This is a genomic window from Allosphingosinicella deserti (assembly GCF_003012735.1).
Taxonomy (GTDB): Bacteria; Pseudomonadota; Alphaproteobacteria; order Sphingomonadales; family Sphingomonadaceae; genus Allosphingosinicella; species Allosphingosinicella deserti.
In genome coordinates, this window is record NZ_PXYI01000003.1 from 234110 (window position 1) to 255847 (window position 21738).

The window sequence follows — 21738 nt, forward strand, 5'->3', positions numbered from 1 at the left end:
CCGGGCGCATCGGCCGCCTGGCTTGTGTCCCATCGAGGTCGGGCCGAAGCCCCGCGAAATCAAGGCGCAAGCGCGGGATGCCGAATTATCGCCAGCGGCGCGGCGGAGGACCCACGCCGTCTCGGACGAAGTGCGGGAACGCGCGCTTCCGCTCGTATCGGGCGCGCTCAGCCGCGCTTCAGCCGCACCACCGCTTCATCGAGCGCCTGCAGGAAACGGGAGCGGTCGGCCTTGGCGAACGGCGCCGGGCCGCCGCCGGGGCCGTCCATGCCGGCGCGGAGATCGGCCATGATCGCGCGGGTGGCGATGGCGGATCCGATCGAGTTGGCGGTGAACGGCTTGCCGTTATGCGCCAGCACGATGGCGCCCTTCTTGAGCGCGCGGTCGGCGAGCAGGATATCGGCCGTGATCACGATCGCGGCGGAATCGGCGCGCTCGGCGATCCAGTCGTCGGCCGCATCGAAGCCGCCGTCGACGATCACGCGTTCGATGAGGGGATGGGCGGGAACCCGGAACGGACTGTTGCTGACGACCTTCACCGGCACCTCATGCCGCCAGGCGACCTTGTAGATCTCGTCCTTGACGGGGCAGGCGTCGGCATCGACCAGAATGAAAGGGTTCATGGGCACCCTTTGCCGCGGCGCGCCGGGGAGGGGAAGGGGGCGCGGGCGGGCGGCCTGGCCCAGCCCGTCACCGGGACCGACTTGCCCCAGCCCGTCGCCGCGACGGACTTGCTCCAGCCCGTCACCGCGGCCGACTTCCCCAGTCCGTCATCCCGGCGGAAGCCGGGATCTCATGGAGAGAGAGGCGCCAGCGCCAAGGGAGCGCTCCATTGGCTCTTCTGCCATCTGGTCCTGAGATTCCGGCTTCCGCCGGAATGACGAATAGGGCGCCCCCCGTAGGGAAGGGCCGGAATGACGGCGTTGGACAAACCCTCCAAGGAACCGAGCAGCACGCTCCCCCGCCTTCCGTCTTGCCTTCCCTTGCCCCTTACTTTATGCGCGCCCACATCCCGGCTCAGGAGTCGGGTGACGCGCGTCCGAAGGATGCACGCTGGCCGGCGAGTTTCGCCCGCCGGCGTTTTTCGTTTGGCGGCGTCATCACAGAGGAATTTTGGATGTTCGAGAGCCTCAGCGATCGCCTTACCGGTGTCTTCGATCGCCTCCGCGGCCGCGGTGCGCTGGTCGAGGCCGACGTGCGCGCGGCGATGCGCGAGGTTCGCATCGCCTTGCTCGAAGCCGACGTCGCGCTGCCGGTGGTTCGCGAGTTCGTCGACAAGGTTACCGAGCAGGCGGTCGGCCAGCAGGTCCTGAAATCGGTCACGCCGGGCCAGCAGGTCGTCAAGATCGTTCACGATGCTTTGGTCGACATGCTCGGCGCCGATGCGTCCGATCTCCACGTCGACGTCACCCCGCCCGCGGTGGTGATGATGGTCGGCCTCCAGGGCTCGGGCAAGACGACGACCACCGCCAAGATCGCGCGCCGGCTCACCGAGCGCGATCGCAAGAAGGTGTTGATGGCATCGCTCGACGTCGCCCGTCCGGCGGCGCAGGAGCAGCTCGCGGTGCTCGGCACCCAGGCCAACGTCGCAACCCTGCCGATCGTCCCGGGCCAGCAGCCGGTCGAGATCGCCCGCCGCGCGCTCCAGGCCGCGCGCCTGCAGGGCTATGACGTGCTTCTGCTCGACACCGCCGGCCGCCTTCACGTCGATCAGGCGCTGATGGACGAGATGAAGGCGGTCGCCGACGTTTCGACCCCGAACGAGATCCTGCTCGTCGTCGACGCGCTGACCGGCCAGGACGCGGTCAATGTCGCCCGCAATTTCTCCGAGCAGGTCGAACTCAGCGGCGTCGTTCTGACCCGGCTCGACGGCGACGCCCGCGGCGGCGCGGCCCTGTCGATGCGCGCGGTCACCGGCAAGCCGATCAAGTTCGCCGGCGTCGGCGAGGGCATCGATGCGCTCGAGGCCTTCCACCCGAGCCGCGTCGCCGGCCGTATCCTCGGCATGGGCGACGTCGTCAGCCTGGTCGAGCGCGCGCAGGAAACGATCAAGGTCGAAGAGGCCGAGGCGCTCGCCCGCAAGATGGCGAAGGGCCAGTTCGACATGAACGATCTGCGCTCGCAGCTGCAGCAGATGCAGCGCATGGGCGGCCTCACCGGCCTCGCCGGCATGCTCCCGGGCATGAAGAAGGTGCAGGGGGCGATGGCGCAGAGCGGCATGGACAACAAGATCCTGGTCCACATGGATGCGATGATCGGCTCGATGACCGCCAAGGAGCGGATCAAGCCGGAATTGCTCAATGCCAAGCGCAAGATCCGCGTCGCCAAGGGATCCGGCACCACCGTGCAGGACGTCAACAAGCTCCTGAAGATGCATCAGGAAATGGCCAACGCGATGAAGAAGATCCGCAAGATGGGCGGCCTCGGAAAATTGGGCGCGCTGTTCGGCGGTGGCGGGATGGGCGGTCTCGGCGGCGGCGGCATGGGTGGGCTGGGGGGCCTTGGCGGCCCCGGCGGCGCCGGCCCGGCCGGCGGATTGCCCGGGCTTCCCGGCGGCGGCGGATCGGGCGGTGCGCCGTTCGGGCTTCCGCCGGGCTTCGACAAGTTTTTGAAGAAATAACGAAATCACTCGAAAGGAATAGATTATGGCAGTTTCGATCCGGCTTTCCCGCGGTGGCGCCAAGAAGCGTCCTTATTACAAGATCGTCGTCGCCGACGCGCGCACCGGTCGCGACGGCAAGTTCATCGAGCGCATCGGCAGCTACAATCCGATGCTCCCCAAGGACAGCGAAGAGCGCGTGAAGCTCGACGCCGACCGCGCCCGCCATTGGCTGTCCGTCGGTGCCCAGCCGACCGACCGCGTCGCCCGCTTCCTCGACGCCGCGGGCGTCCGTGAGCGCGCCGCGCGCAGCAACCCGAACAAGGGCAAGCCGGGCGAGAAGGCCACCGAGCGCGCCGAAGAGCGCGCCGCTCGCGAAGCCGAACTCGCCGAAGCGGCGGCGGCCGCCGAGGCCGAAGCCAATGCGCCGGCACCCGAGCCGACCCCGGCCGAAGAGCCGACTCCAGCCGACGAGGCGTCCAACGAAGGCCAGTCGACCAGCGAGCCGGCCGAAGGCGCCGACGAAGCCGCCCCGGCTGACGGCGCCGACAAGGCGGAATGATCTGCACACCCTCTCCCCTGCAGGGGAGAGGGTCGGGGGAGGGGAGTCGGATCCCGTGCAGGTCTGCTTGCACGTGCGCTGCTTCCCCTCTGCCCCTCTCCCAGCCTCTCCCCTGATGGGGAGAGGAACAAGGGCAAGTGTTCGTGATCCCGAATGAAGATCCCCAGGTCACCCTCGCGGCGGTTGCCGGTGCCCATGGCATCGGAGGCGACGTGCGCCTCAAGCTGTTCGCGGAGGGCATCGAGACGCTGAAGCGCCTCGACACGGTGCGGGTCGGCGATCGCATGCTCAGCATCGTCTCGATCAAACCGGGACCCAACCCGATCGTCCGTTTCGCCGAGATCACCGATCGCAACGCCGCCGAGGCGCTGCGCAGCCAGCTCCTCACCATCGCCCGATCGGCGCTGCCGCCGCTCGACGACGGCGAATATTACCACGCCGACCTGATCGGCCTACCGTGCGAAAGCGAAAGCGGCGAAGCCCTCGGCACGATCGTCGCGGTCGAGAATTTCGGCGCCGGCGACATCCTCGAGATCGAACAACCGGGCGGCCGGCGGACGATGGTGCCGTTCCGTGACGGCGTCGCCGACCTCGAAGAGGGCCGGATCGTCGTCGACCCCGTCTTCCTCGCCTGACGGCATGAAGCTGTTGGCCTGACGCAGGCGCTTCCCGTCGCCGGCTTAGTGTGGGACTAGCCTCGTCCATGATCGACGCGCTGAGAACACGGATTGCGGAGCTTCGGGCGCGCACCGCGCCGCTCGAACCGGACGGTGCGGAGCGTAACGCCCTTGGGCAGCAGGCCCTTGCCCACGCTCTGGCCTTTCTCGACGGCATCCCCGATGCCCCGAGCAAGCAGCCGGCCGACCTGGTCTTCTCGCGGCGCCTCGATCCGGAGTTCCCCGAGCAGGGCAGGGACCCGGCGGATGTGCTGGCCTATCTGGGCGAGTGCGTCGAGCGGCCGGGCTTCGCCACTGCCTCGCCGCGTTTCATGGCCTACATCCCCGGGGGCGGGCTGTTCCACGCCGCGCTTGGGGATCTGCTTGCGGCAGTCTCCAACAAATATTCCGGATTCGCCTCCGCTGCCCCGGGTGCGGCGCGGCTCGAGAATGCGACCTCGGCGTGGCTGGCCGAGGTGATCGGCTATCCCGAAGGGTCGGCGGGGACGCTGACGTCGGGCGGTAGCCTCGCCACGCTCGCCGCGATCGTCGCCGCGCGCGACGCGCGGGACGCGGACGGCGGCGGCAGTGTCTATGCGACCCGCTTCGCCCATCATTGCGTCGACAAGGCGCTGCACATCGCCGGGCGAGGACGGGCGCCACGTCGCACGGTCGCCACAGACGACGGCCACCGGATGTCGGCCGACGCGCTCGATCGGGCGCTGTCCGGCGATCGCGCCGCCGGGATCCGGCCCTGGCTGGTCGTCGCCTCGGCCGGAACCGTAGACAGCGGCGCGGTCGATCCGCTGGCCGACATTGCCGATGTCTGCCGGCGACATGGCGCCTGGCTCCATGTCGACGGCGCCTATGGAGGCCTGTTCGCGCTCTGCGACGCGGGTCGCGAGAGACTGCGCGGCATCGATCTCGCCGACAGCGTCGTCGTCGATCCGCACAAGACCCTGTTCCTGCCCTACGGCACCGGCGCCGTGCTGGTGCGCGAGGGCCGCCATCTGCTCGACTCGTTCAGCGCCAGCGCCGATTATATCCGGCCGCTCGGCGACTTCGATGTCGGCCCATCGCCCGCCGATCTCTCGCCCGAGCTGACCCGGCACTTCCGGGCGCTGCGGCTGTGGCTCCCGCTGCAGATCGCCGGCGTGGAGGCGTTCCGCGCCGCCCAGGCCGAGAAGCTCGCGCTCGCCGCCTATTTCCACGCGCGCCTCGGCGAGCTGCCGGGCTTCGACGCCGGGCCGGCGCCCGACCTCTCGGTCGTGGCCTTCCGCTACCTGCCGGAGACCGGCGACGCCGACACGTTCAACGAGCGGCTGCTGCGCGACGTGCAGGAGGAGGGGCGGGTGATGCTGAGCGGCACCCGCATCGACGGCCGCTTCACCTTGCGCTGCGCGATCGTCAGCTTTCGCACCCATATCGAGCATATCGACGAGGTCGTGGATGCGCTCGTTCGCGCCGTCGCGCGACTGCAGGCCTCATGATGTGTGCTGCCCCGCAGGCGCTCAGGACGTTTTCAGCGTCTCGCGCTTGATCGGCCGCACCTTCGCCATGTCGTTGCGGATCGTGGTCGCGGCGACACCGCCTTCCCCCATCGCATGGCTGATCTGGTCGAGGCCGAGCACGACGTCGCCGGCCGCGTAGAGGCCCGTCACGCTGGTGCGCTGGTGGCTGTCGACGACGAGCACGCCATCGGTCAGTGCCGCGCCGAGCTGGAGGGCGAGCTCGACATGGGTGTCGGAGCCGAGTGCCGGGTAGACGCTGTCGAACGTATGATGGCCTTGTGCCGTGTCGACGACGATGCAATCGTCATGCGCGGCCACTGCCTGGCACGGCCCGTCGACGGCGGCGATGCCGTACTCGGTCAGACGCGCCTGGTCCTCCTCGGACAGGCAATGCGCCATGTCGGGCGCGATCAGGGTGACATCCTCGGTGAACCCGCGCAGGAACACGGCCTCGGCGACGCCATGCGTGCCGCTGCCGATCACGCCGATCTTCTTGTCGGTGACCTCATAGCCGTCGCAGATCGGGCAGTAGCGGATCAGCCCCCGCTGCAGCGCTTCGTCGTGCAGTTCCTCGTCCATCGGCGGCTTGCGGTTGGTCACTCCGGTGGCGAGCAATACCGTACGCGCGATCACCGATCCTTCGCCCCACTCGGCGCGGAAGCCGCCGTCGATCCGCTCGATGCGGGTCACACGGCCGCTGACGATCGAGGCGCCGTATTTCTGCGCCTGCTCCTTCATCCGCGCGACCAGCTCCTTGCCGGAAATGCCTTCCGGGTAGCCGGCATGGTTGTGGGTGCAGGGAATCCAGCTGGCGCGGCTGTTGCCGGCGTCCACGACCTTCAGCGACAGGTGAAAGCGGGTCAGATAGATGGCGGCGGTGAGGCCGGCGGGGCCGCCGCCGATCACCAGGCAATCGTAACAGGGTTCTTCGGTCATGGCGCGCTCAGCGCATCGCGGCGAGGGCGGTTCCGTTGCGATCCTGCCGATCGGCATAGGGGCGAGACTCTGTCGAGGTCTTCGGTTTAAGGATCGGATACTGGATGGCGTGAGAGGGCGGGACGAAGTGCGATTCACGAAGTTTGTCGTTGCGGGCCTGCTCGCGGTCTTCACCCTCCCGGCCAACGCCGCCGATCGCGCGAAGATCGCGGCGGCCGTGCCGGAGATCGACCGCATCTTCGAGAGGTTCCAGAAGGAGTCGCACGCGCCCGGGCTCGTCTACGGGATCGTGGCCGACGGGCAGCTCGTCCATGTCAAAGGCTTCGGAGTCCAGGATCTCGGCGCGAAGCGGCCGGTAACTGCGGACAGCCTGTTCCGCATCGCCTCGATGTCGAAGGCGTTCACCGCACTCGCCATCCTGAAGCTGCGTGACGAAGGCAAGCTCTCGCTCGACGCGCTCGCCGAGACCTATGTACCGGAGCTCAAGGCCTGGAAATACCCCACCGCGGATTCGCCGCGCATCCGGGTGCGCGACCTGCTCAGCCATGCCGGCGGCTTCGTCACCGACGATCCCTGGGGCGACCGCCAGCAGGTGATCAGCGAAGCCGAATTCACCGCGATGCTGAAGACGGGCGTGCCGTACACCCGCGCGCCGCAAACGGCCTTCGAATATTCGAACTTCGGCTATGCCCTGCTCGGACGGATCGTCACCAATGTCTCGGGCCTGCCGTACGATCAGTATATCGCGCGCACGATCCAGCGGCCGCTCGGCATGACCTCGACCAGTTATGACGTGCCGGCCTCGCCGATGGAGCGCCGCGCGATCGGTTACCGCTGGGAGAATGACGCCTGGGCCGAGGAGCCGACGATGCGCCATGGCGTGTTCGGCGCGATGGGCGGGGTCCAGACCAGCGCCAATGATTATGCCCGCTGGATGGGTTTCCTGCTCTCGGCCTGGCCGCCGCGCGACGACCGAGAGGCCGGGCCGGTCAAGCGCGCAACGTTGCGCGAGATGGCGCTCGGCTCCAACTTCGCGCGCCTCCGCCAGCGCTTCGGCAGCACGCCGGTCACCCAGGCGGCGGCCTACGGCATGGGTCTGATCGCGGCCGAGGATCCCGATCTCGGGAACACGCTGAGCCATGGCGGCGGTTATCCGGGCTACGGATCGCACATGCTGCTGCTGACCGATCAGGGCGTCGGCATCTTTGTCTTTTCCAACCGCACCTATAATGGCGGCTCGGGCGCGGCCTGGGACGCGGCGGTGGCGCTTCACCGCGCCGGCGCGATCCCGAAACGAACGCTCCCAGTCAGCGCGGCACTCACGGCTGGCTACCGCGCTGCGGGCGCAATGTTCGGCGCCGGCAGCGTCGAGCCGGCACGCGCCCAGCTCGCAATGAACTTCCTGATGGACCGTTCGGCGGACAATTGGGCGCGCGAGCTGAAGAGCGTCAAAGCCGAGGTCGGCGAATGCCGCACCGAGAGCCCGGTGACTCCGACGGGGGCGCTCGCCGGCACGTTCCGCTGGCAATGCGACAAGGGCGCCCTCGAAGGCCAGGTCCTGCTCGCGCCGACCAACCCGGCGACCATCCAGGCCTTCCGCTACACGATCCTGAGATAGCCTCCGACGTCCCCCTCCCTGGAAGGGAGGGGTTTGGGGGTGGGTGCGCGGCGCAACCGCGCCTCCTGCGCCTGCGCCCGAGGCGGCCTCGCCCGCATCGAGCGGGCCAAGCCGCGACCCACCCCAGCCCTCCTCTTCAGGGAAGGGAACAGACGGAGGTGAGAGACCCGACCGGCGATGCGGACACGCCACCCTCTCGCTAACCCGCCTGCCGCCCGCTAGGGGAGCGGCATGACTTGGGCCGCGACCATCCTCACTCTGTACCCCGAAATGTTCCCGGGGCCGCTCGGCCACAGCCTTGCCGGGCGGGCGCTGGGGGAAGGGATCTGGTCGATCGATCCCGTCCAGATCCGCGATTTCGCGACCGACAAGCATCGTTCGGTCGACGATACGCCGGCCGGCGGCGGTGCCGGCATGGTGATGCGCGCAGACGTGCTCGGGCGCGCGATCGACGACGTGCTCGCCCGCCGGCCGGATGCACCGCTGCTGGCGATGACGCCGCGCGGCGAACCGCTGACGCAGAATCTCGTCCGTGGCCTCGCCGAAGGACCGGGCGTGTCGATCCTCTGCGGCCGGTTCGAAGGGTTCGACGAGCGGCTGTTCGAGGCGCGGCCGATCCTCCCCGTATCGATCGGAGATTACGTACTTTCCGGCGGCGAAATGGGCGCTCTCACCCTTCTCGATGCTTGCATTCGGCTGCTTCCCGGCGTAATGGGCGCGCCACTGAGCGGTGAGGAGGAAAGCTTTGAAGGCGGCCTTCTCGAATATCCGCATTATACCCGACCTTTAGAATGGGAAGGGCGCAGGATCCCCGAAGTGCTGCGATCGGGGGATCATGCGAAGATCGCCGCTTGGCGTAAAGCCAGGGCGATCGAGGACACACGGCTAAGGCGGCCGGACCTGATCGAGCGTCACGGGGACGTTCGAAGGCGGTCGCCCTCTGGCGCGCAGCACGAAGAAGAGAGTTGAAGACATGAACCTCATTCAGCAGCTCGAGGCCGAGCAGATCGAGCAGCTCAGCGCTGCGCGCCCGATTCCGGAGTTCCGCCCGGGCGATACGCTCCGCGTCGGCGTCCGCGTCGTCGAAGGCGACCGCACCCGTATTCAGAATTACGAAGGCGTCTGCATCGCCCGCGCTAATCGCGGTCTTGGCAGCAGCTTCACCGTCCGCAAGATCAGCTTCGGCGAAGGCGTCGAGCGCGTGTTCCCGCTTTACTCGCCGAACATCGATTCGATCGACGTCGTCCGTCGCGGCGCCGTTCGTCGCGCCAAGCTTTACTATCTGCGTGGCCGCACCGGTAAGGCCGCCCGCATCGCCGAGCGCCGCGATCCGCGTCCGCTCGCCGCCGCCAAGGCCGCGGCAGCCGCCGCTGTCTCCGCGCCCGTGACGCCGCAGACGGAAAACGCCGAGGGCTGAGCTCTCGAGGCTACGGCCAGGAACAGACGAGGCGGGAAGGGCTGAGGCTCTTCCCGCCTTTTCTTTTGCCCTGGCCTCGACCGCATCATCCGGACTCGGCCCGTCGTCGATCCTCGAACCTGCTCCTCTCCCGCTTCCCCAGTTCCCTTTCCCGCTCTACGACAGCGCGCATGCGTAAAGTCCTTCTGCCGCTGGTTGCCGCCACCGCCCTGATGCCGATCCTTCCCTCCCACTCCGCCGCCGCCGAGCTCACCCTCGACCGATTGTTCCAGAGCCCCTCTCTCGCCGGGCCGACGCCGCGCAAGCCGACTCTGTCGCCCGACGGGCGGCTGGTTACCCTGCTGCGCAACCGCGCCGACGAGAAGGATCGCTTCGATCTGTGGGCGATCGACGCCGCCAGCGGCACCGCACGGATGCTCGTCGACTCCGCGAAGATCGGGTCCGGCGCCGAAGTCTCGGAGGAGGAGAAGATGCGCCGCGAGCGGCTGCGCATTGCCGGCACCAAGGGCATCACCGATTATGCCTGGGCACCCGACGGCCAGTCGATCCTCGTGCCGATCGACGGCGACCTCTACCTTGCCGGGCTCGACGGCAAGGTCCGCCGGATGACGGAAAGCGCGGCAACCGAGATCGACGCCAAGGTCTCGCCGAAAGGCCGCAGCCTGTCGTTCCTGCGCGACCAGAATCTCTACGTCGTCGATCTCGCCTCGGGCGCGGAAAAGCCGCTGACCGAAGATGGCGGCGGTACCCTGAGCTGGGGTGCGGCCGAGTTCGTGGCGCAGGAGGAGATGCACCGCTTCACCGGCTATTGGTGGTCGCCCGACGACCGTTATCTCGCCGTCGCCCGTGTCGACGAAAGCCCGGTCGCGATCGTCACCCGGGCCGCCATCGGCGCAGAAGGGACCAAGGTCGTCGAGCAGCGTTACCCGGCTGCCGGCACGAAGAATGCGATCGTCGACCTCTATCTGTTCAGGCCGGACGGCAGCGGCCGGGTCAAGGCCGACCTCGGCACCGATCCCGACGTCTACCTCACCCGGGTCGATTGGGCGAAAGACGGCAACAGCCTGTTCGTCCAGCGGATGAGCCGGGACCAGAAGCGGCTCGACGTCCTGCGCGTCGATGCCGCCACCGGCGCCTCGACGATCCTGTTCAGCGAGACCGCGCCGACCTGGGTCAATCTCCACTCCAATTTCCGACCGCTGTCCGACGGCAGCCTGATCTGGTCGTCGGAACGGTCGGGCTTCTCGCATCTCTACCGCTGGAAGGCGGGCGAATGGACCCAGCTGACCAAGGGGAACTGGGCGGTCGAGGAGGTTACCGCAATCGACGAGAAGGCGCACCGCATCTATTTCACCGGCACCGCCGAAACCCCTATCGAGCAGCAGCTATATTGGGTGCGCTACGATCGGGCGGCACAGCCGGTCCGCGTGACCGAAGCGGGCTGGTGGAACGCTGTCGCAATGGACGACAAGGCGACCCGCGCACTGGTCACCCGCTCCAATCCAGGCCAGCCAGGCCAGGTCTATCTCGCCGACACCGCCGGCAAGCGCCTGGCCTGGATCGAGCAGAATGCGCTTGGCGCCGACCATCCCTACGCACCCTATCTGCCGAGCCATGTCGCGCCCGTCTTCGGCACGATCGCGGGGCCGGACGGATCGGACCTCCATTACCGTATGCTTTCGCCGCCGCGCGAACCCGGCAAGCGCTACCCGGTGTTCGTCCATGTCTACGGTGGTCCGCACGGCCAGCTCGTCACCCGCGCCTGGTATCGCGACCTGCCGCTCGAGCAATATCTGGTCGATCAGGGCTGGATCGTCTTCACCCTCGACAATCGCGGCACCAACGGCCGCGGCACGACGTTCGAAAACGCCATCTATCACGCCATGGGTGGTGCCGAGGTCGAGGACCAACTCGCCGGCCTCGCCTGGCTGAAGCGCCAGGACTTCGTCGATCCCGGCAAGGTCTCGGTGATGGGCTGGTCCTATGGCGGGTACATGACGCTGAAGCTGCTCGAGCAGGCGCCGGGCGCGTTCGCCGCCGGCGTCGCGGTGGCTCCGGTCACGCGCTGGGAGCTGTACGACACCTTCTACACCGAGCGTTATCTCGGCAATCCGGCGACCGATCCGAAGCCCTACGAGACCTCGGGTGCGCTCGAGCAATCGAGCCGCATCGCCGATCCGTTGCTGATCGTCCACGGCATGGCCGACGACAATGTCGTGTTCGAGAACAGCACCGCTCTGATCGCCAAATTGCAGCGCGAGAAGAAGCCTTTCGAGCTGATGGTCTATCCCGGCGGCACCCACGCCATCGCCGGTGAAGGCCCGCAAACCCACGTCTGGCAGACGATCACCGGCTTCCTTGACCGAACGGTGAAGGAAAAGGCGGCGGAGTAACGCCCCCGAAACTCCCTTCCCGCACTTGCGGGAGGGGGCAGGGGGTGGGCGGCGCAGCCGCATCTTCTTACCGTGTCGGTGGCTCCATGCTCAGGAGGCGCGGCTGCGCCGCGCACCCACCCCAAACCCTCCCTTCCAGGGAGGGGCGGTGAAGGGACGCTAAAGTCTCAGCTTCCGGTGTGCCATGCTGCGGTCGGGCGCATATTGCGGGGCCGCGTGGCCGGGGCGTGCGTTGACCAACCAAGCCGCGCCTGGCGGAAGCCGATTATGAATGCCGACCGCGACCATATCGACGGGCTCGCGCACGCCGATCGTCACATCGAACACGAGCCCGTCGCAACTGCGCCCGTGGCAAGTGAACAGGTAAGATTCTTCCTTGGCCCCGGCACCGAAGCGCGTGGACCTTCCATCGACCATCATCGTGCGGAGCGCCGCGTTCGGCTCGGCGCGCAGGAACAGGCTCTGTGCACCACCGGAGCGAAGCCGCAGCGTCACGCGCCGGCCCTCGGGCGTGGCGCGCTCGGCGAGCTTCTCCACGGAGGGAGCGGGGATCGCGACGGGCGGCGCATCCGCGGTCGGCACCGCCACCGGCGACCACGCTCGTCTCTCAGGTCGCGTTCGGGCAGCGACCAAAGCGGGAAGGGGGCCACCGTCCTGAATGAGCGTCCACTGTCCCTTACGGCTGTCGGCATCCCACACATATTCGATCCGGAACTGCTGTTTGCGCTCCGGACCATAAGCCGGCGCGATCCCGATCGCGGCCCAGGCCGCTGCGGCCGCCGCGGCGCAGACCAGCAAAGCCGGCCTCCTGCAGACGTCGGTCAGCAGCGGCGTCAGCTCGATCAGCAGCGGCAGGAGGATGATCGCCGCCACCGGTGCGAACGCCCACGCCATTCGGAAGTCGAGCAGTACTTCCGCCAGATGCAGGATCGGTGTCCAGGTGAGGACGAGGAGCAGCCAGGCGAGCAATGCCCCGATCCGTTCGGCGTAGCGGAATCGCTGCAGCGCAATTCCAGCCGCGGCCAAGGCCGGTGGCGCGAGGAAGAAGATCGTGCCGCCCGGCGCCCGCAGTGCGATGAGGCCGCCGATCAGCAGAAAGATCAGCCAGAAGGCGACTCGCAGCGGCCGGGTGCCGGCGGGCTTCAGCCAGAGCAGGATCGCCGCCGATGCGGCGGCGGCGGAGACGTCGACGGCGCTCGCCATCAGATCGGGATGGGCGCGCCAGAAGACGCCACCCTTGATCGTGCCGACGACCATGGCACCGAGGAGGGTGACGACCATAGCGGCGACGAGCGACAGGCCGATCGCCGCGAGTGCGCGGCCGATGCCGGATCGCCGCCGCCAGGCGAGAAGGACGAAGGTAACGCCAAGCGCCGCAAGGGCGGCGAGACCGATCCACAGCGGCAGGCGCACCAACGTACGCCCGAGCAGATCGGCATAGAGGGTCGTGCCGGCTACCGTGCCGGCCGTTTGCTGCGCCAGCGACAGGCTCGCGGCGAGCGCCTGATCCCCCATATGCTGGACGCTGCGGCGGTCGAGGCCCGCAATCGTGTCGTCGGCGCTGTGATAGCGGCTCTCATTGCCGATGATCGCGAAGTTGAGCATCGTCCACGGCCGGGCCGCGAACACGGTCACGTCGGTTGCGTTCGGGATCAGCGCATAAGCATCGGCGGTCATCGAGCTCGCGACCGGGCGGACCGTGCCGCCGGCGAATGCGGCGATCGCGGCAGCGTTGGGGCGGCTGGTCTCGAACATGATCGCCGGGCCGGTGACACCGCGCGCCTCCATGTTGACCACCGCGCCGACCTCGGCAGCAAGCGGTTCGCGCTCGACGAAGGAACGCGCGCCGAGCAGCCCCGCTTCCTCGCCGTCGGTGAACAGCAAGGTGACCGGACGCGCCAGCCGCCGTCCTTTCAGCAAAGCGGCGATCTCCAGCGCTGCGGCGACGCCGATCCCGTCATCGCCCGCGCCCGGGCCGGCCGGGGTTGAGTCATAATGGGAGGCGATCAGCAGGTGGGTGCCGCGAACGCCGGGATTGATCGTCGCACGGACGTTGCGAACGCGGGCACAGGTCACCGCTCGGAACGGGCCAAGGCCGCCGCAGGCGATGCTGTCGGATACGACCGGCGCGAGACCGAGGCTGCGCAATTCCGCAAGCAGCCGTGCGCGGACCGCGTCATTGGCTTCGCTGTCGACCGGATGAGGGCGTTCGTCACCGAGGATCCGGCTGAGCCGTCCCAGCGCCCGTCCGGTGTCGAACTGACCGCCCGTGGGCGCCCTGACCGACGGCGGCGCGAGCAGGGCGCCCTTGAACGCGAGCGCGGTCATGGCCAGTGCCAGGATCAGTGCCGCAACCAGTCCGCGCTTCATCCTCGATCCCCTTTGGCAGCCATCTCATGATAACCACGTGACCTCGGCCGTCAAAACCGCGGGCGAACGGGGATGCTCCGGATCCCGAAAACGGGTGTGATAGCAGGATCCAGGCGCATAAGGAGCATTACGGGATCCCAACGAGGCGGGCGCTGCTGCACATCTCGATTGTAAAACGCGCGGAATTCCCTAACTGGGGCGCAGCAGTTTCAGGAGACATTTCGAGATGGGTTATCGGGTGGTGGTCGTCGGCGCGACCGGCAATGTCGGGCGCGAGATGCTCAATATCCTCCACGAGCGGCAATTTCCGCTGGACGACATCGCCGCGGTGGCATCGCCGCGCTCGACCGGCAACGTCATCGATTTCGGCGACAGTGGGCGCGAGCTCAAGGTCAAGAATATCGAGCATTTCGACTGGGCCGGCTGGGACATCGCTTTGTTCGCCGCGGGATCGTCGGTGTCCAAGGACTATGCGCCCAAGGCGGCTGCAGCCGGTTGCACGGTGATCGACAACAGCTCCTTCTACCGGATGGATCCCGACGTTCCGCTGATCGTGCCCGAGGTCAACCCGCAGGCAATCGACGGCTATACCAAGCGCAACATCATCGCCAACCCGAACTGCTCGACCGCACAGCTGGTGGTGGCGCTGAAGCCGCTCCATGACCGCGCGAAGATCAAGCGCGTCGTCGTGGCGACCTATCAGTCGGTCTCCGGGGCCGGCAAGAGCGGCATGGACGAACTGTTCGAGCAGAGCCGCAACATCTTCGTGGGCGACGCCAACGAGCCGGTCTTCTTCACCAAGCAGATCGCGTTCAACGTGATCCCGCATATCGACGTCTTCCTCGACGACGGATCGACCAAGGAAGAATGGAAGATGGTCGTCGAGACCAAGAAGATCCTTGACCCCAAGATCAAGCTGACCGCGACCTGCGTGCGCGTGCCGGTGTTCGTCGGCCATTCGGAAGCCGTGAACATCGAGTTCGAGGAAGAGCTTTCGGCCGAGGAAGCGCAGAACATCCTGCGCGAAGCGCCCGGCGTGATGCTCGTCGACAAGCGCGAGGACGGCGGATACGTGACCCCGGTCGAGGCGGTCGGCGAATATGCCACCTATATCAGCCGCGTGCGCGAGGATCCGACCGTCGACAACGGCCTCAGCCTGTGGTGCGTCTCCGACAATCTCCGCAAGGGCGCCGCGCTCAACGCCGTCCAGATCGCGGAGCTCCTCGGCCGCCGGCACCTGCAGAAAGCGGCGTAACGCGATCGCCTCGTGCGAAAGCTGGGATCTCGTAGACGGTATGTGACTGTGTACGTTCCGGGCACCGGCGACTTCTAGTCCTGAGATCCCAGCTTCCGCTGGGATGACGGTTGGGGGGGCGGCTCAGTACCCCGTATACCGCCCCGGCTTGTGGTAGGCGATCAGCACGCCGCTGATCGCAGCCGCGCTCAGCACCGAGAGCAGGAATTGGCGCGGGGCGAGCACCGGGATCGAGGCGGCGAGGATGAAGGCATCGCCGATCAGCGAGGTTCGCCCGGCGTTCCAGCCGCGCCGCCGCTGCAGAGTCAGCGCGACGATGCCGAGCCCGCCGACTCCCGCATGGTGGCGGGCGAGGGCGAGGATTCCCATGCCGATGATCGTGCCGCCGAACAAAGCGGCAAACGGGCCATTGAGGTCGGTCAGCCGGAACGCCGAGGGCGCCAGCAAGGCAAGGCCCGTGATCGCGAAATTGGCGAAGGCGGTGCGGAGCATGAACGCCGTGCCCATGCTGCGCTGCGCCAGCCACAGGAAGGGCAGGTTGAGAAAGGTGAACAGCAGGCCCGGCGACAGCGGTATCAGGTAGGAGAGGAGCAAGGCGACGCCGGCCATGCCGCCGGTGACCAGCCCGGCGCTCTTCAGCCAGACGAGGCCGAGCACCACGAACGAGCAACCGATCGCGAACGCATAAAGGTCCTCGACGAGGCTGTGCGGCTTGCCTGGCGTGAAATGCGGATCGGCGGGGGACATCGGGGCTCCGGGAGTGGACCGGCATCCTCTCGCCCGTCTGCCGCGGGATCGCGGCGCGGTAGCCGGGGTGGGCGCGGCCGGCAAGAGCCGCTTGTACCCTGTCGACGGCGAGGCCCGGTTCCGGTACCGGGCTCGAGAGGGGCGTTCCACCAGGAGGTTCTCGATGGCGGAGTTTATGGAGGGCGGCTGTGCCTGCGGGCGTGTCCGCTTCCGCGCGCGGGTGGACAATGACGAGGCCTATCTGTGCCATTGCAGGATGTGCCAACGTGCGACCGGCAGCGTGTCGATCGCGTTCAAAGGCATGAAGAAGGCGGACGTCGTGTGGACGAAAGGACCGGACTGGTACCAATCGTCGCCGATCGCGCAGCGGCCCTTCTGCCGCGACTGCGGAACCTCGCTCGGCTTCGCTTTTCCGGACAGCGACACGATGGACCTGACCGTCGCCGCCTTCGACGATCCGGCGCGATTCGTGCCGACGCGCCATTTCGGCGTCGAGAGCATGCACCGGGCGTGGCTGAACACGGACGGGCTGCCGGAGATGCGATCCGAGGACAACCCGGAGGTTGCCGAGCGTTGGGCGCGCGTGACGAACGACAGGCCGGCCTGAGGACAGCAGATTGAACGCGACACGACATGATTTCACCGCCCGCGACGGCGTTCGGCTCAATTATGCGGAACTGGGTGAGGCCGGAGCACGGCCGGTGATCCTGATCCACGGCCTGTTCTCGGATGCCGAGACCAATTGGCTGAAATTCGGACACGCCGCGAAGATTGCCGCCCGCGGGTACCGGGTGATCATGCCGGATCTGCGCGCACATGGGCTCAGCGATAAGCCGCGCGATCCCGCCGCTTATCCGGCAGACGTCCTCGCCGACGACGGCTTCGCGCTGATCGCGCACCTCGGCCTCTCGGACTACGATCTCGGCGGCTATTCGCTGGGCGCGCGCACGGCGGTGCGGATGGTGATCAAGGGCGCGGCGCCAAGGCGGCTGGTGGTCAGCGGCATGGGCCTGCGCGGGCTGCTCAACACCGGCGGGCGGGCGCACCATTTCCGCAAGATCCTGACCGGCCTCGGCACGTTCGAGCGCGGCTCGCCGGAATGGATGGCCGAAGCCTTCCTCAAGACCACCGGCGGCGACCCCCAGGCGCTGCTGCCCCTGCTCGGCTCCTTCGTCGATTCCACTGCGGCGGAGGTGGGGGCGATCGCGCTGCCGACGCTGGTGCTCGCCGGCGCCGAGGACCAGGATAACGGCCACGCTCAGGAACTCGCCGAAGCGCTGCCGAACGCGACCTTCGTAGAGATGCCCGGCAACCACATGAGCGCAGTCACCAAACCCGACCTCGGCCGCGCGATCGCGGATTTTCTCGGCGGGTAGGCTCCAGGCACCATTGCAGGAACAACCGCGCGGGCTCTTGACCTCTCCCCACCCACTCGCCTGATGGGGTGAGAGGGGAGCCTTGACGGGCCTCCGGGGCGGGGCGCAAGAACCGCGCATCGCATCGACCCCCATGAGGATCGCTTCGCATGAAAATTCAAGTCTCTACCCTTGCCGTCGCCGTCTGCCTGGCGGGCTGCGCCGCCGCTTCCGCCGACACTGTCGACACCGTGTCGACAGCCGCCGCCGCTCCCGCGCAGGAGAGCGCCGTCACCGAGCCGCAGTCCCTCGCAGCGCCCACTCTCGACGAAGCCCGCGCCTTCGTCGCCCGGGTCGAAAAGGAGCTCGCCGAATTCTCCGTGGTGAACGCCAGGGCGCAGTGGGTGAACGCCACCTACATCACCGATGATACCGATGCTCTCGCCGCCTATTTCGGCACGATCGGCACCGAGATGCAGGTGAAATATGCCAACGAAGCGGCGCGCTTCGCCGGCCTCCAGGGACTCGATTACGACATCGCCCGCAAGCTCAACACGCTGCGCAGCGCGCTCGTGCTGCCGGCGCCGACGACGCCGGGCGCGGCGGCCGAGCTCAACACCCTCTCGACCCGTTTGTCGTCGACCTACGGCAAGGGCCGCGGCACCTTGAACGGCAAGGAGATGACCGGCAACGATCTCGAGGAGCAGATGGGCACGGTTCGCAACCCCGCCCAGCTGCAGGAAATGTGGACGAGCTGGCACTCCAATGTCGGTCGTCCGATGCGCGCTGACTACAACCGCCTGACCGAGATCGCCAATCAGGGCGCCAAGGACCTCGGCTATTCGGATACGGGGGCGATGTGGCGCTCGCGTTACGACATGAAGCCCGACGAGTTCGCGGCGATGACCGATCGCCTGTGGAGCGAGGTCAAGCCGCTCTACGACCAGCTGCATTGCTACACCCGCACCAAATTGAACGAGAAATATGGCGACACGGTGCAGGCCAAAACGGGGCCGATCCGCGCCGATCTGCTCGGCAATATGTGGGCGCAGGAATGGGGCAATATCTACGACGTGGTCGCGCCCAAGGGCGCCGGCGACGTCGGCTACGACCTTACCGATCTGCTCGTGAAGGCGAAGTACACGCCCGAGAAGATCGTCAAGACCGGCGAGAGCTTCTTCACCTCGCTCGGGTTCGCGCCGCTGCCGGCGAGTTTCTGGACGCGGTCGATGATCACCGCGCCGCGGGACCGCGACGTCATCTGCCACGCTTCGGCGTGGGATCTCGACAATGTCGAGGATCTGCGCATCAAGATGTGCACCAAGGTCAATGGCGACGATTTCGTCACCGTCCACCACGAGCTCGGCCACAATTTCTACCAGCGCGCCTACAACAAGCAGCCCTTCCTCTATCTCGACAGCGCCAACGACGGCTTCCATGAGGCGATCGGCGACACCATCGCGCTGTCGGTGACTCCCGAATATCTCGTCCAGATCGGGCTGTTGCCCCGCAACAAGGTCCCGTCCGCCGACAAGGATACCGGGCTGCTGCTCCGCCAGGCGATGGACAAGGTCGCCTTCCTGCCGTTCGGGCTGATGGTCGACAAATATCGCTGGAAGGTGTTCAGCGGCGAGATCGCGCCGACCGCGCTCGAGCAAGGCTGGAACGATCTGCGCCTGCAATATCAGGGCGTGGTGCCGCCGGTGGCGCGCACCGAGGCGGACTTCGACCCCGGCGCCAAATATCACGTGCCGGCGAGCGTGCCCTACACGCGCTATTTCCTCGCCCGCATCCTCCAGTTCCAATTCTACCAGGCGGCATGCAAGCAGGCGGGCTGGACGGGGCCGCTCCACCGCTGCTCCTTCTACGGCAACAAGGAGGTCGGTCAGAAACTGAACGCGATGCTGGCGATGGGCGCCTCGCGGCCGTGGCCCCAAGCGCTCGAGGCGTTCACCGGGACGCGCGAGATGTCGGGCCGGCCGATGCTCGATTATTTCCGGCCGCTGATGGGCTGGCTCGAGCAGCAGAACACGGGCAAGCAATGCGGCTGGAGCGCGTAGGGTATCGGCTCAAAGTGGTACTTTGAGCCGGGCCAGCGGCAGATCAGAGGGGGCGTCGGCGTGGGGCGGCGCTCCTTCTTGCATGGAGTGGAGATTTCGGCAGGCCGGCTCGACCAGCCTCATTCCATGAAATGTGCGGGCGTCAGCGAGCGGTGCCGGCGCTCAGCTTTCGAGGTCCTCGACGCCGGCGTCGCGCTTGCGGCAGACTTCGGCGGCTTCGTTGGCGGTGATCGCGGTCTTCAGCACCTGGTTGACCGGCTTGCCGTCGCAGGCACGGCGGGCGAGCGCGCGGGCGCCCAGCACGGCGCCGGCAGTGGCGGCGGCGGCACCGACGCCGATCGCGGCGGCGGCGAAGGGGCGCTCGCGCATCTCCTCGGCGAGCCGCAGGGCGGCGGATTTACGCTCGTTCGACTTCGACTGGTCAGGCAATTCTACTCTCCCGCTGAACCTACCGTAACGCGCTCGGCGTGGCTGCGTTGCAGAAAAAGCACGCGAATCGGGCGGGAAGAAGGCGAATGCGGGTGTGGTGTGGCCGGCCTGCCGCGGCTTGCGCGGGCGTCGGCGATATCATGTCCGCGACCCGCGGGGACGATGAAAGCTGGGGCTCCGGTCCACGCGCCGGAGCGAACAGGTACAGCGGAGCCCCTTTGTCCGGATCGGGCGAGCCCGATCCGAGGATATCAGAGGCGCTCGATCATGTAGTCGGCCGAACTCACCGAAAAGGCGCCGGGCTCTTCGACGTTGAGGCTTTCGACGACACCGTCATTGACCACCATCGAGAAACGCTGGCCGCGCTGGCCGAGGCCGAACTTGGAGCCGTCCATGGTGAGGCCGAGCGCGCGAGCGAGATCGCCATTGCCGTCGGCGAGCATCGTCACCTTGCCTTCCGCGCCGGCGCTGTCCTTCCACGCCTGCAGCACGAAGGCGTCGTTGACCGCGGTGCAGGCGATCTCGTCGACGCCCTTGGCCTTGAGTTCGTCGGCCTTGTCGACGAAGCCGGGGAGGTGGCGGGCCGAGCAGGTCGGTGTGAACGCGCCCGGGACCGAGAACAGGGCGACTCGGCGGCCGGCGAAATAGTCGGTGCTGCTGACCGGCTGCGGGCCGTCGGCCGTCGCCTTGACGAGGTTGGTGTCCGGAATGCGATCGCCGACTTGAATGGTCATTCGTCTCTCCTTCGAGGCGCGAAGCGCGACAGGCTCGCGCTTCGGATGGGCTGCGCTGTAATCGAATGCGCGAGGCGTGGAAACCGGGGCTTTGGGGCGGGGAGGGCGGCGGTCCGGCGGGGCGTCACCGTCAGGGAGTTGATGTGTCCTCGCTCTTCGGCCCAATGCCGTCATCCCAGCGCAAGCTGGGATCTCGTGGAGGACGAGTGCTGGAGGATGTGGCGGACGCTTGCGACATCTTGTCCCGCGATCCCAGCCATCGGTGCCCTGCGCTGGATGGCGGCTTCTTACGGGAGTTACCGCCCTGCGCCGGGAGCATGACAAGAGGAGAAGGGTAGGCCCGCAATAGGCTTCCGGAGAGCGGAGGTTCGCGGCGGGTCGTACGACTCCGTTCGTCCGGCGGGGCGTGCGGCGTGTCGGGGCGCTGCCCGCAAGCGCTTGGCATCCCGGCATTTGCGTCGCTATGGCAAGCAGATGGATCAGGCGCCCTTTCTCACCGGACAGCTTCTCCTCGCCATGCCCGGAATCGGCGATCCGCGCTTCGAGAAAGCGGTGATCGCGATGTGCGTGCATGACGAGAATGGCGCGCTCGGCATCGGGCTCGGCCGGATCGTGCCGCGGATCACCTTCCATGGATTGCTCAAGCAGCTCGACATCGAACCTGGCGCGGCGCCCGACGTCGCCATCCACCTCGGCGGGCCGGTCGAGCCGCAGCGCGGTTTCCTCGTCCACTCGCTCGACTGGGGCGGCCAGGAAAGCATCCAGGTCGGCGACCGCTGGGCGCTCACTGCCACGCTCGACATCCTGAAGGCGATCGCGGAAGGGCGCGGCCCGAAGCGCTGGATCGCCGCGCTCGGCTACGCAGGATGGGGGGCGGGGCAGCTCGAGCAGGAGCTGTGCGGCAACGGCTGGTTCGCGACCGAAGGCAGCGACGATCTGCTCTACGATTGCGACGTCGACAATCGCTGGAGCGCAGGCTTCAAGAGCGCCGGCATCGATCCGAGGCTGCTCACGGTCGATTTCGGCACCGCCTGAGGCGGGGCCCGCCTGGCGCGGGGGGCGCGGCGCCGGTTCAGCCTGGGGCGGGAACCGGGAG

Annotated in this window: 19 protein-coding genes; 13 read left to right on the plus strand and 6 right to left on the minus strand. The window is 67.6% G+C overall.

Features of this window, described 5'->3' with window-relative positions; translation table 11 throughout:
• Positions 1–167: 167 nt before the first annotated feature.
• Positions 168–623 carry a YaiI/YqxD family protein gene (locus C7I55_RS09545; RefSeq protein WP_106512709.1) on the minus strand — a complete coding sequence of 152 codons (456 nt, stop codon included), beginning with the start codon at positions 621–623 and terminating at the stop codon, positions 168–170.
• A gap of 494 nt (positions 624–1117) precedes the next feature.
• Between C7I55_RS09545 and ffh the strand changes: the two genes are divergently transcribed.
• From ffh to C7I55_RS09565, 4 genes are all read left to right on the plus strand, one after another.
• On the plus strand, positions 1118–2620 hold the full coding sequence (gene ffh / locus C7I55_RS09550; RefSeq protein WP_106512710.1) for a signal recognition particle protein: 1503 nt from the start codon (positions 1118–1120) through the stop codon (positions 2618–2620).
• Positions 2621–2645: 25 nt separating this feature from the next.
• Positions 2646–3161 carry a 30S ribosomal protein S16 gene (rpsP, locus tag C7I55_RS09555; protein ID WP_106512711.1) on the plus strand — a complete coding sequence of 172 codons (516 nt, stop codon included), beginning with the start codon at positions 2646–2648 and terminating at the stop codon, positions 3159–3161.
• A gap of 143 nt (positions 3162–3304) precedes the next feature.
• On the plus strand, positions 3305–3796 hold the full coding sequence (gene rimM, locus C7I55_RS09560; RefSeq protein WP_233222133.1) for a ribosome maturation factor RimM: 492 nt from the start codon (positions 3305–3307) through the stop codon (positions 3794–3796).
• Positions 3797–3864: 68 nt separating this feature from the next.
• A complete protein-coding gene (locus tag C7I55_RS09565; RefSeq protein ID WP_106512712.1) occupies positions 3865–5307 on the plus strand; it encodes a pyridoxal phosphate-dependent decarboxylase family protein in 1443 nt (480 codons plus the stop codon).
• 21 nt (positions 5308–5328) lie between these two features.
• Here C7I55_RS09565 and C7I55_RS09570 read toward each other — a convergent pair whose 3' ends face one another.
• Positions 5329–6264 (minus strand): NAD(P)/FAD-dependent oxidoreductase, encoded by a 936-nt coding sequence (locus tag C7I55_RS09570; protein WP_106512713.1) that lies wholly within the window; start codon positions 6262–6264, stop codon positions 5329–5331.
• A gap of 127 nt (positions 6265–6391) precedes the next feature.
• On the opposite strand from C7I55_RS09570, the gene C7I55_RS09575 reads away from it, so the two are divergent.
• The 4 genes from C7I55_RS09575 to C7I55_RS09590 all read left to right on the plus strand — a co-directional run bounded on the left by C7I55_RS09575 (position 6392) and on the right by C7I55_RS09590 (position 11692).
• On the plus strand, positions 6392–7882 hold the full coding sequence (locus tag C7I55_RS09575; protein ID WP_233222134.1) for a serine hydrolase domain-containing protein: 1491 nt from the start codon (positions 6392–6394) through the stop codon (positions 7880–7882).
• A 231-nt stretch (positions 7883–8113) separates the two neighbouring features.
• Positions 8114–8851, plus strand: coding sequence for a tRNA (guanosine(37)-N1)-methyltransferase TrmD (trmD, locus tag C7I55_RS09580; protein WP_106512715.1), 738 nt, complete (start codon positions 8114–8116; stop codon positions 8849–8851).
• Positions 8852–8855: 4 nt separating this feature from the next.
• Entirely contained in the window at positions 8856–9299 is a 444-nt protein-coding gene (gene rplS / locus C7I55_RS09585; protein WP_106512716.1) for a 50S ribosomal protein L19, read from the plus strand.
• A gap of 170 nt (positions 9300–9469) precedes the next feature.
• Positions 9470–11692, plus strand: a complete 2223-nt coding sequence (locus C7I55_RS09590) for a S9 family peptidase (RefSeq protein WP_106512717.1) — start codon at positions 9470–9472, stop codon at positions 11690–11692.
• A gap of 159 nt (positions 11693–11851) precedes the next feature.
• Here C7I55_RS09590 and C7I55_RS09595 read toward each other — a convergent pair whose 3' ends face one another.
• Positions 11852–14062 carry a M20/M25/M40 family metallo-hydrolase gene (locus C7I55_RS09595; protein ID WP_106512718.1) on the minus strand — a complete coding sequence of 737 codons (2211 nt, stop codon included), beginning with the start codon at positions 14060–14062 and terminating at the stop codon, positions 11852–11854.
• Positions 14063–14288: 226 nt separating this feature from the next.
• Between C7I55_RS09595 and C7I55_RS09600 the strand changes: the two genes are divergently transcribed.
• Positions 14289–15317, plus strand: coding sequence for an aspartate-semialdehyde dehydrogenase (locus C7I55_RS09600; protein ID WP_106512719.1), 1029 nt, complete (start codon positions 14289–14291; stop codon positions 15315–15317).
• 123 nt (positions 15318–15440) lie between these two features.
• Here the strand turns inward: C7I55_RS09600 and C7I55_RS09605 are convergent, their stop codons facing one another.
• Positions 15441–16064, minus strand: coding sequence for a YitT family protein (locus C7I55_RS09605; protein WP_106512720.1), 624 nt, complete (start codon positions 16062–16064; stop codon positions 15441–15443).
• A 163-nt stretch (positions 16065–16227) separates the two neighbouring features.
• Between C7I55_RS09605 and C7I55_RS09610 the strand changes: the two genes are divergently transcribed.
• The 3 genes from C7I55_RS09610 (at position 16228) to C7I55_RS09620 (ending at position 19479) form a co-directional block, all read left to right on the plus strand.
• Positions 16228–16671 carry a GFA family protein gene (locus tag C7I55_RS09610; RefSeq protein ID WP_106512721.1) on the plus strand — a complete coding sequence of 148 codons (444 nt, stop codon included), beginning with the start codon at positions 16228–16230 and terminating at the stop codon, positions 16669–16671.
• A gap of 10 nt (positions 16672–16681) precedes the next feature.
• The gene (locus tag C7I55_RS09615) at positions 16682–17440 is read left to right on the plus strand and encodes an alpha/beta fold hydrolase (protein WP_106512722.1); all 759 of its coding nucleotides are present in this window, start codon (positions 16682–16684) and stop codon (positions 17438–17440) included.
• Positions 17441–17589: 149 nt separating this feature from the next.
• The gene (locus tag C7I55_RS09620; RefSeq protein ID WP_106512723.1) at positions 17590–19479 is read left to right on the plus strand and encodes a M2 family metallopeptidase; all 1890 of its coding nucleotides are present in this window, start codon (positions 17590–17592) and stop codon (positions 19477–19479) included.
• Between the two features lie 162 nt (positions 19480–19641).
• Here C7I55_RS09620 and C7I55_RS09625 read toward each other — a convergent pair whose 3' ends face one another.
• Both C7I55_RS09625 and C7I55_RS09630 read right to left on the minus strand, forming a co-directional pair.
• Positions 19642–19908 (minus strand): hypothetical protein, encoded by a 267-nt coding sequence (locus tag C7I55_RS09625; RefSeq protein ID WP_106512724.1) that lies wholly within the window; start codon positions 19906–19908, stop codon positions 19642–19644.
• Between the two features lie 251 nt (positions 19909–20159).
• Positions 20160–20642 carry a peroxiredoxin gene (locus C7I55_RS09630; RefSeq protein WP_106512725.1) on the minus strand — a complete coding sequence of 161 codons (483 nt, stop codon included), beginning with the start codon at positions 20640–20642 and terminating at the stop codon, positions 20160–20162.
• Positions 20643–21116: 474 nt separating this feature from the next.
• On the opposite strand from C7I55_RS09630, the gene C7I55_RS09635 reads away from it, so the two are divergent.
• Positions 21117–21677: a YqgE/AlgH family protein gene (locus tag C7I55_RS09635; protein WP_106512726.1), complete on the plus strand. Its 561-nt coding sequence runs from the start codon at positions 21117–21119 to the stop codon at positions 21675–21677.
• Positions 21678–21738: the final 61 nt, after the last annotated feature.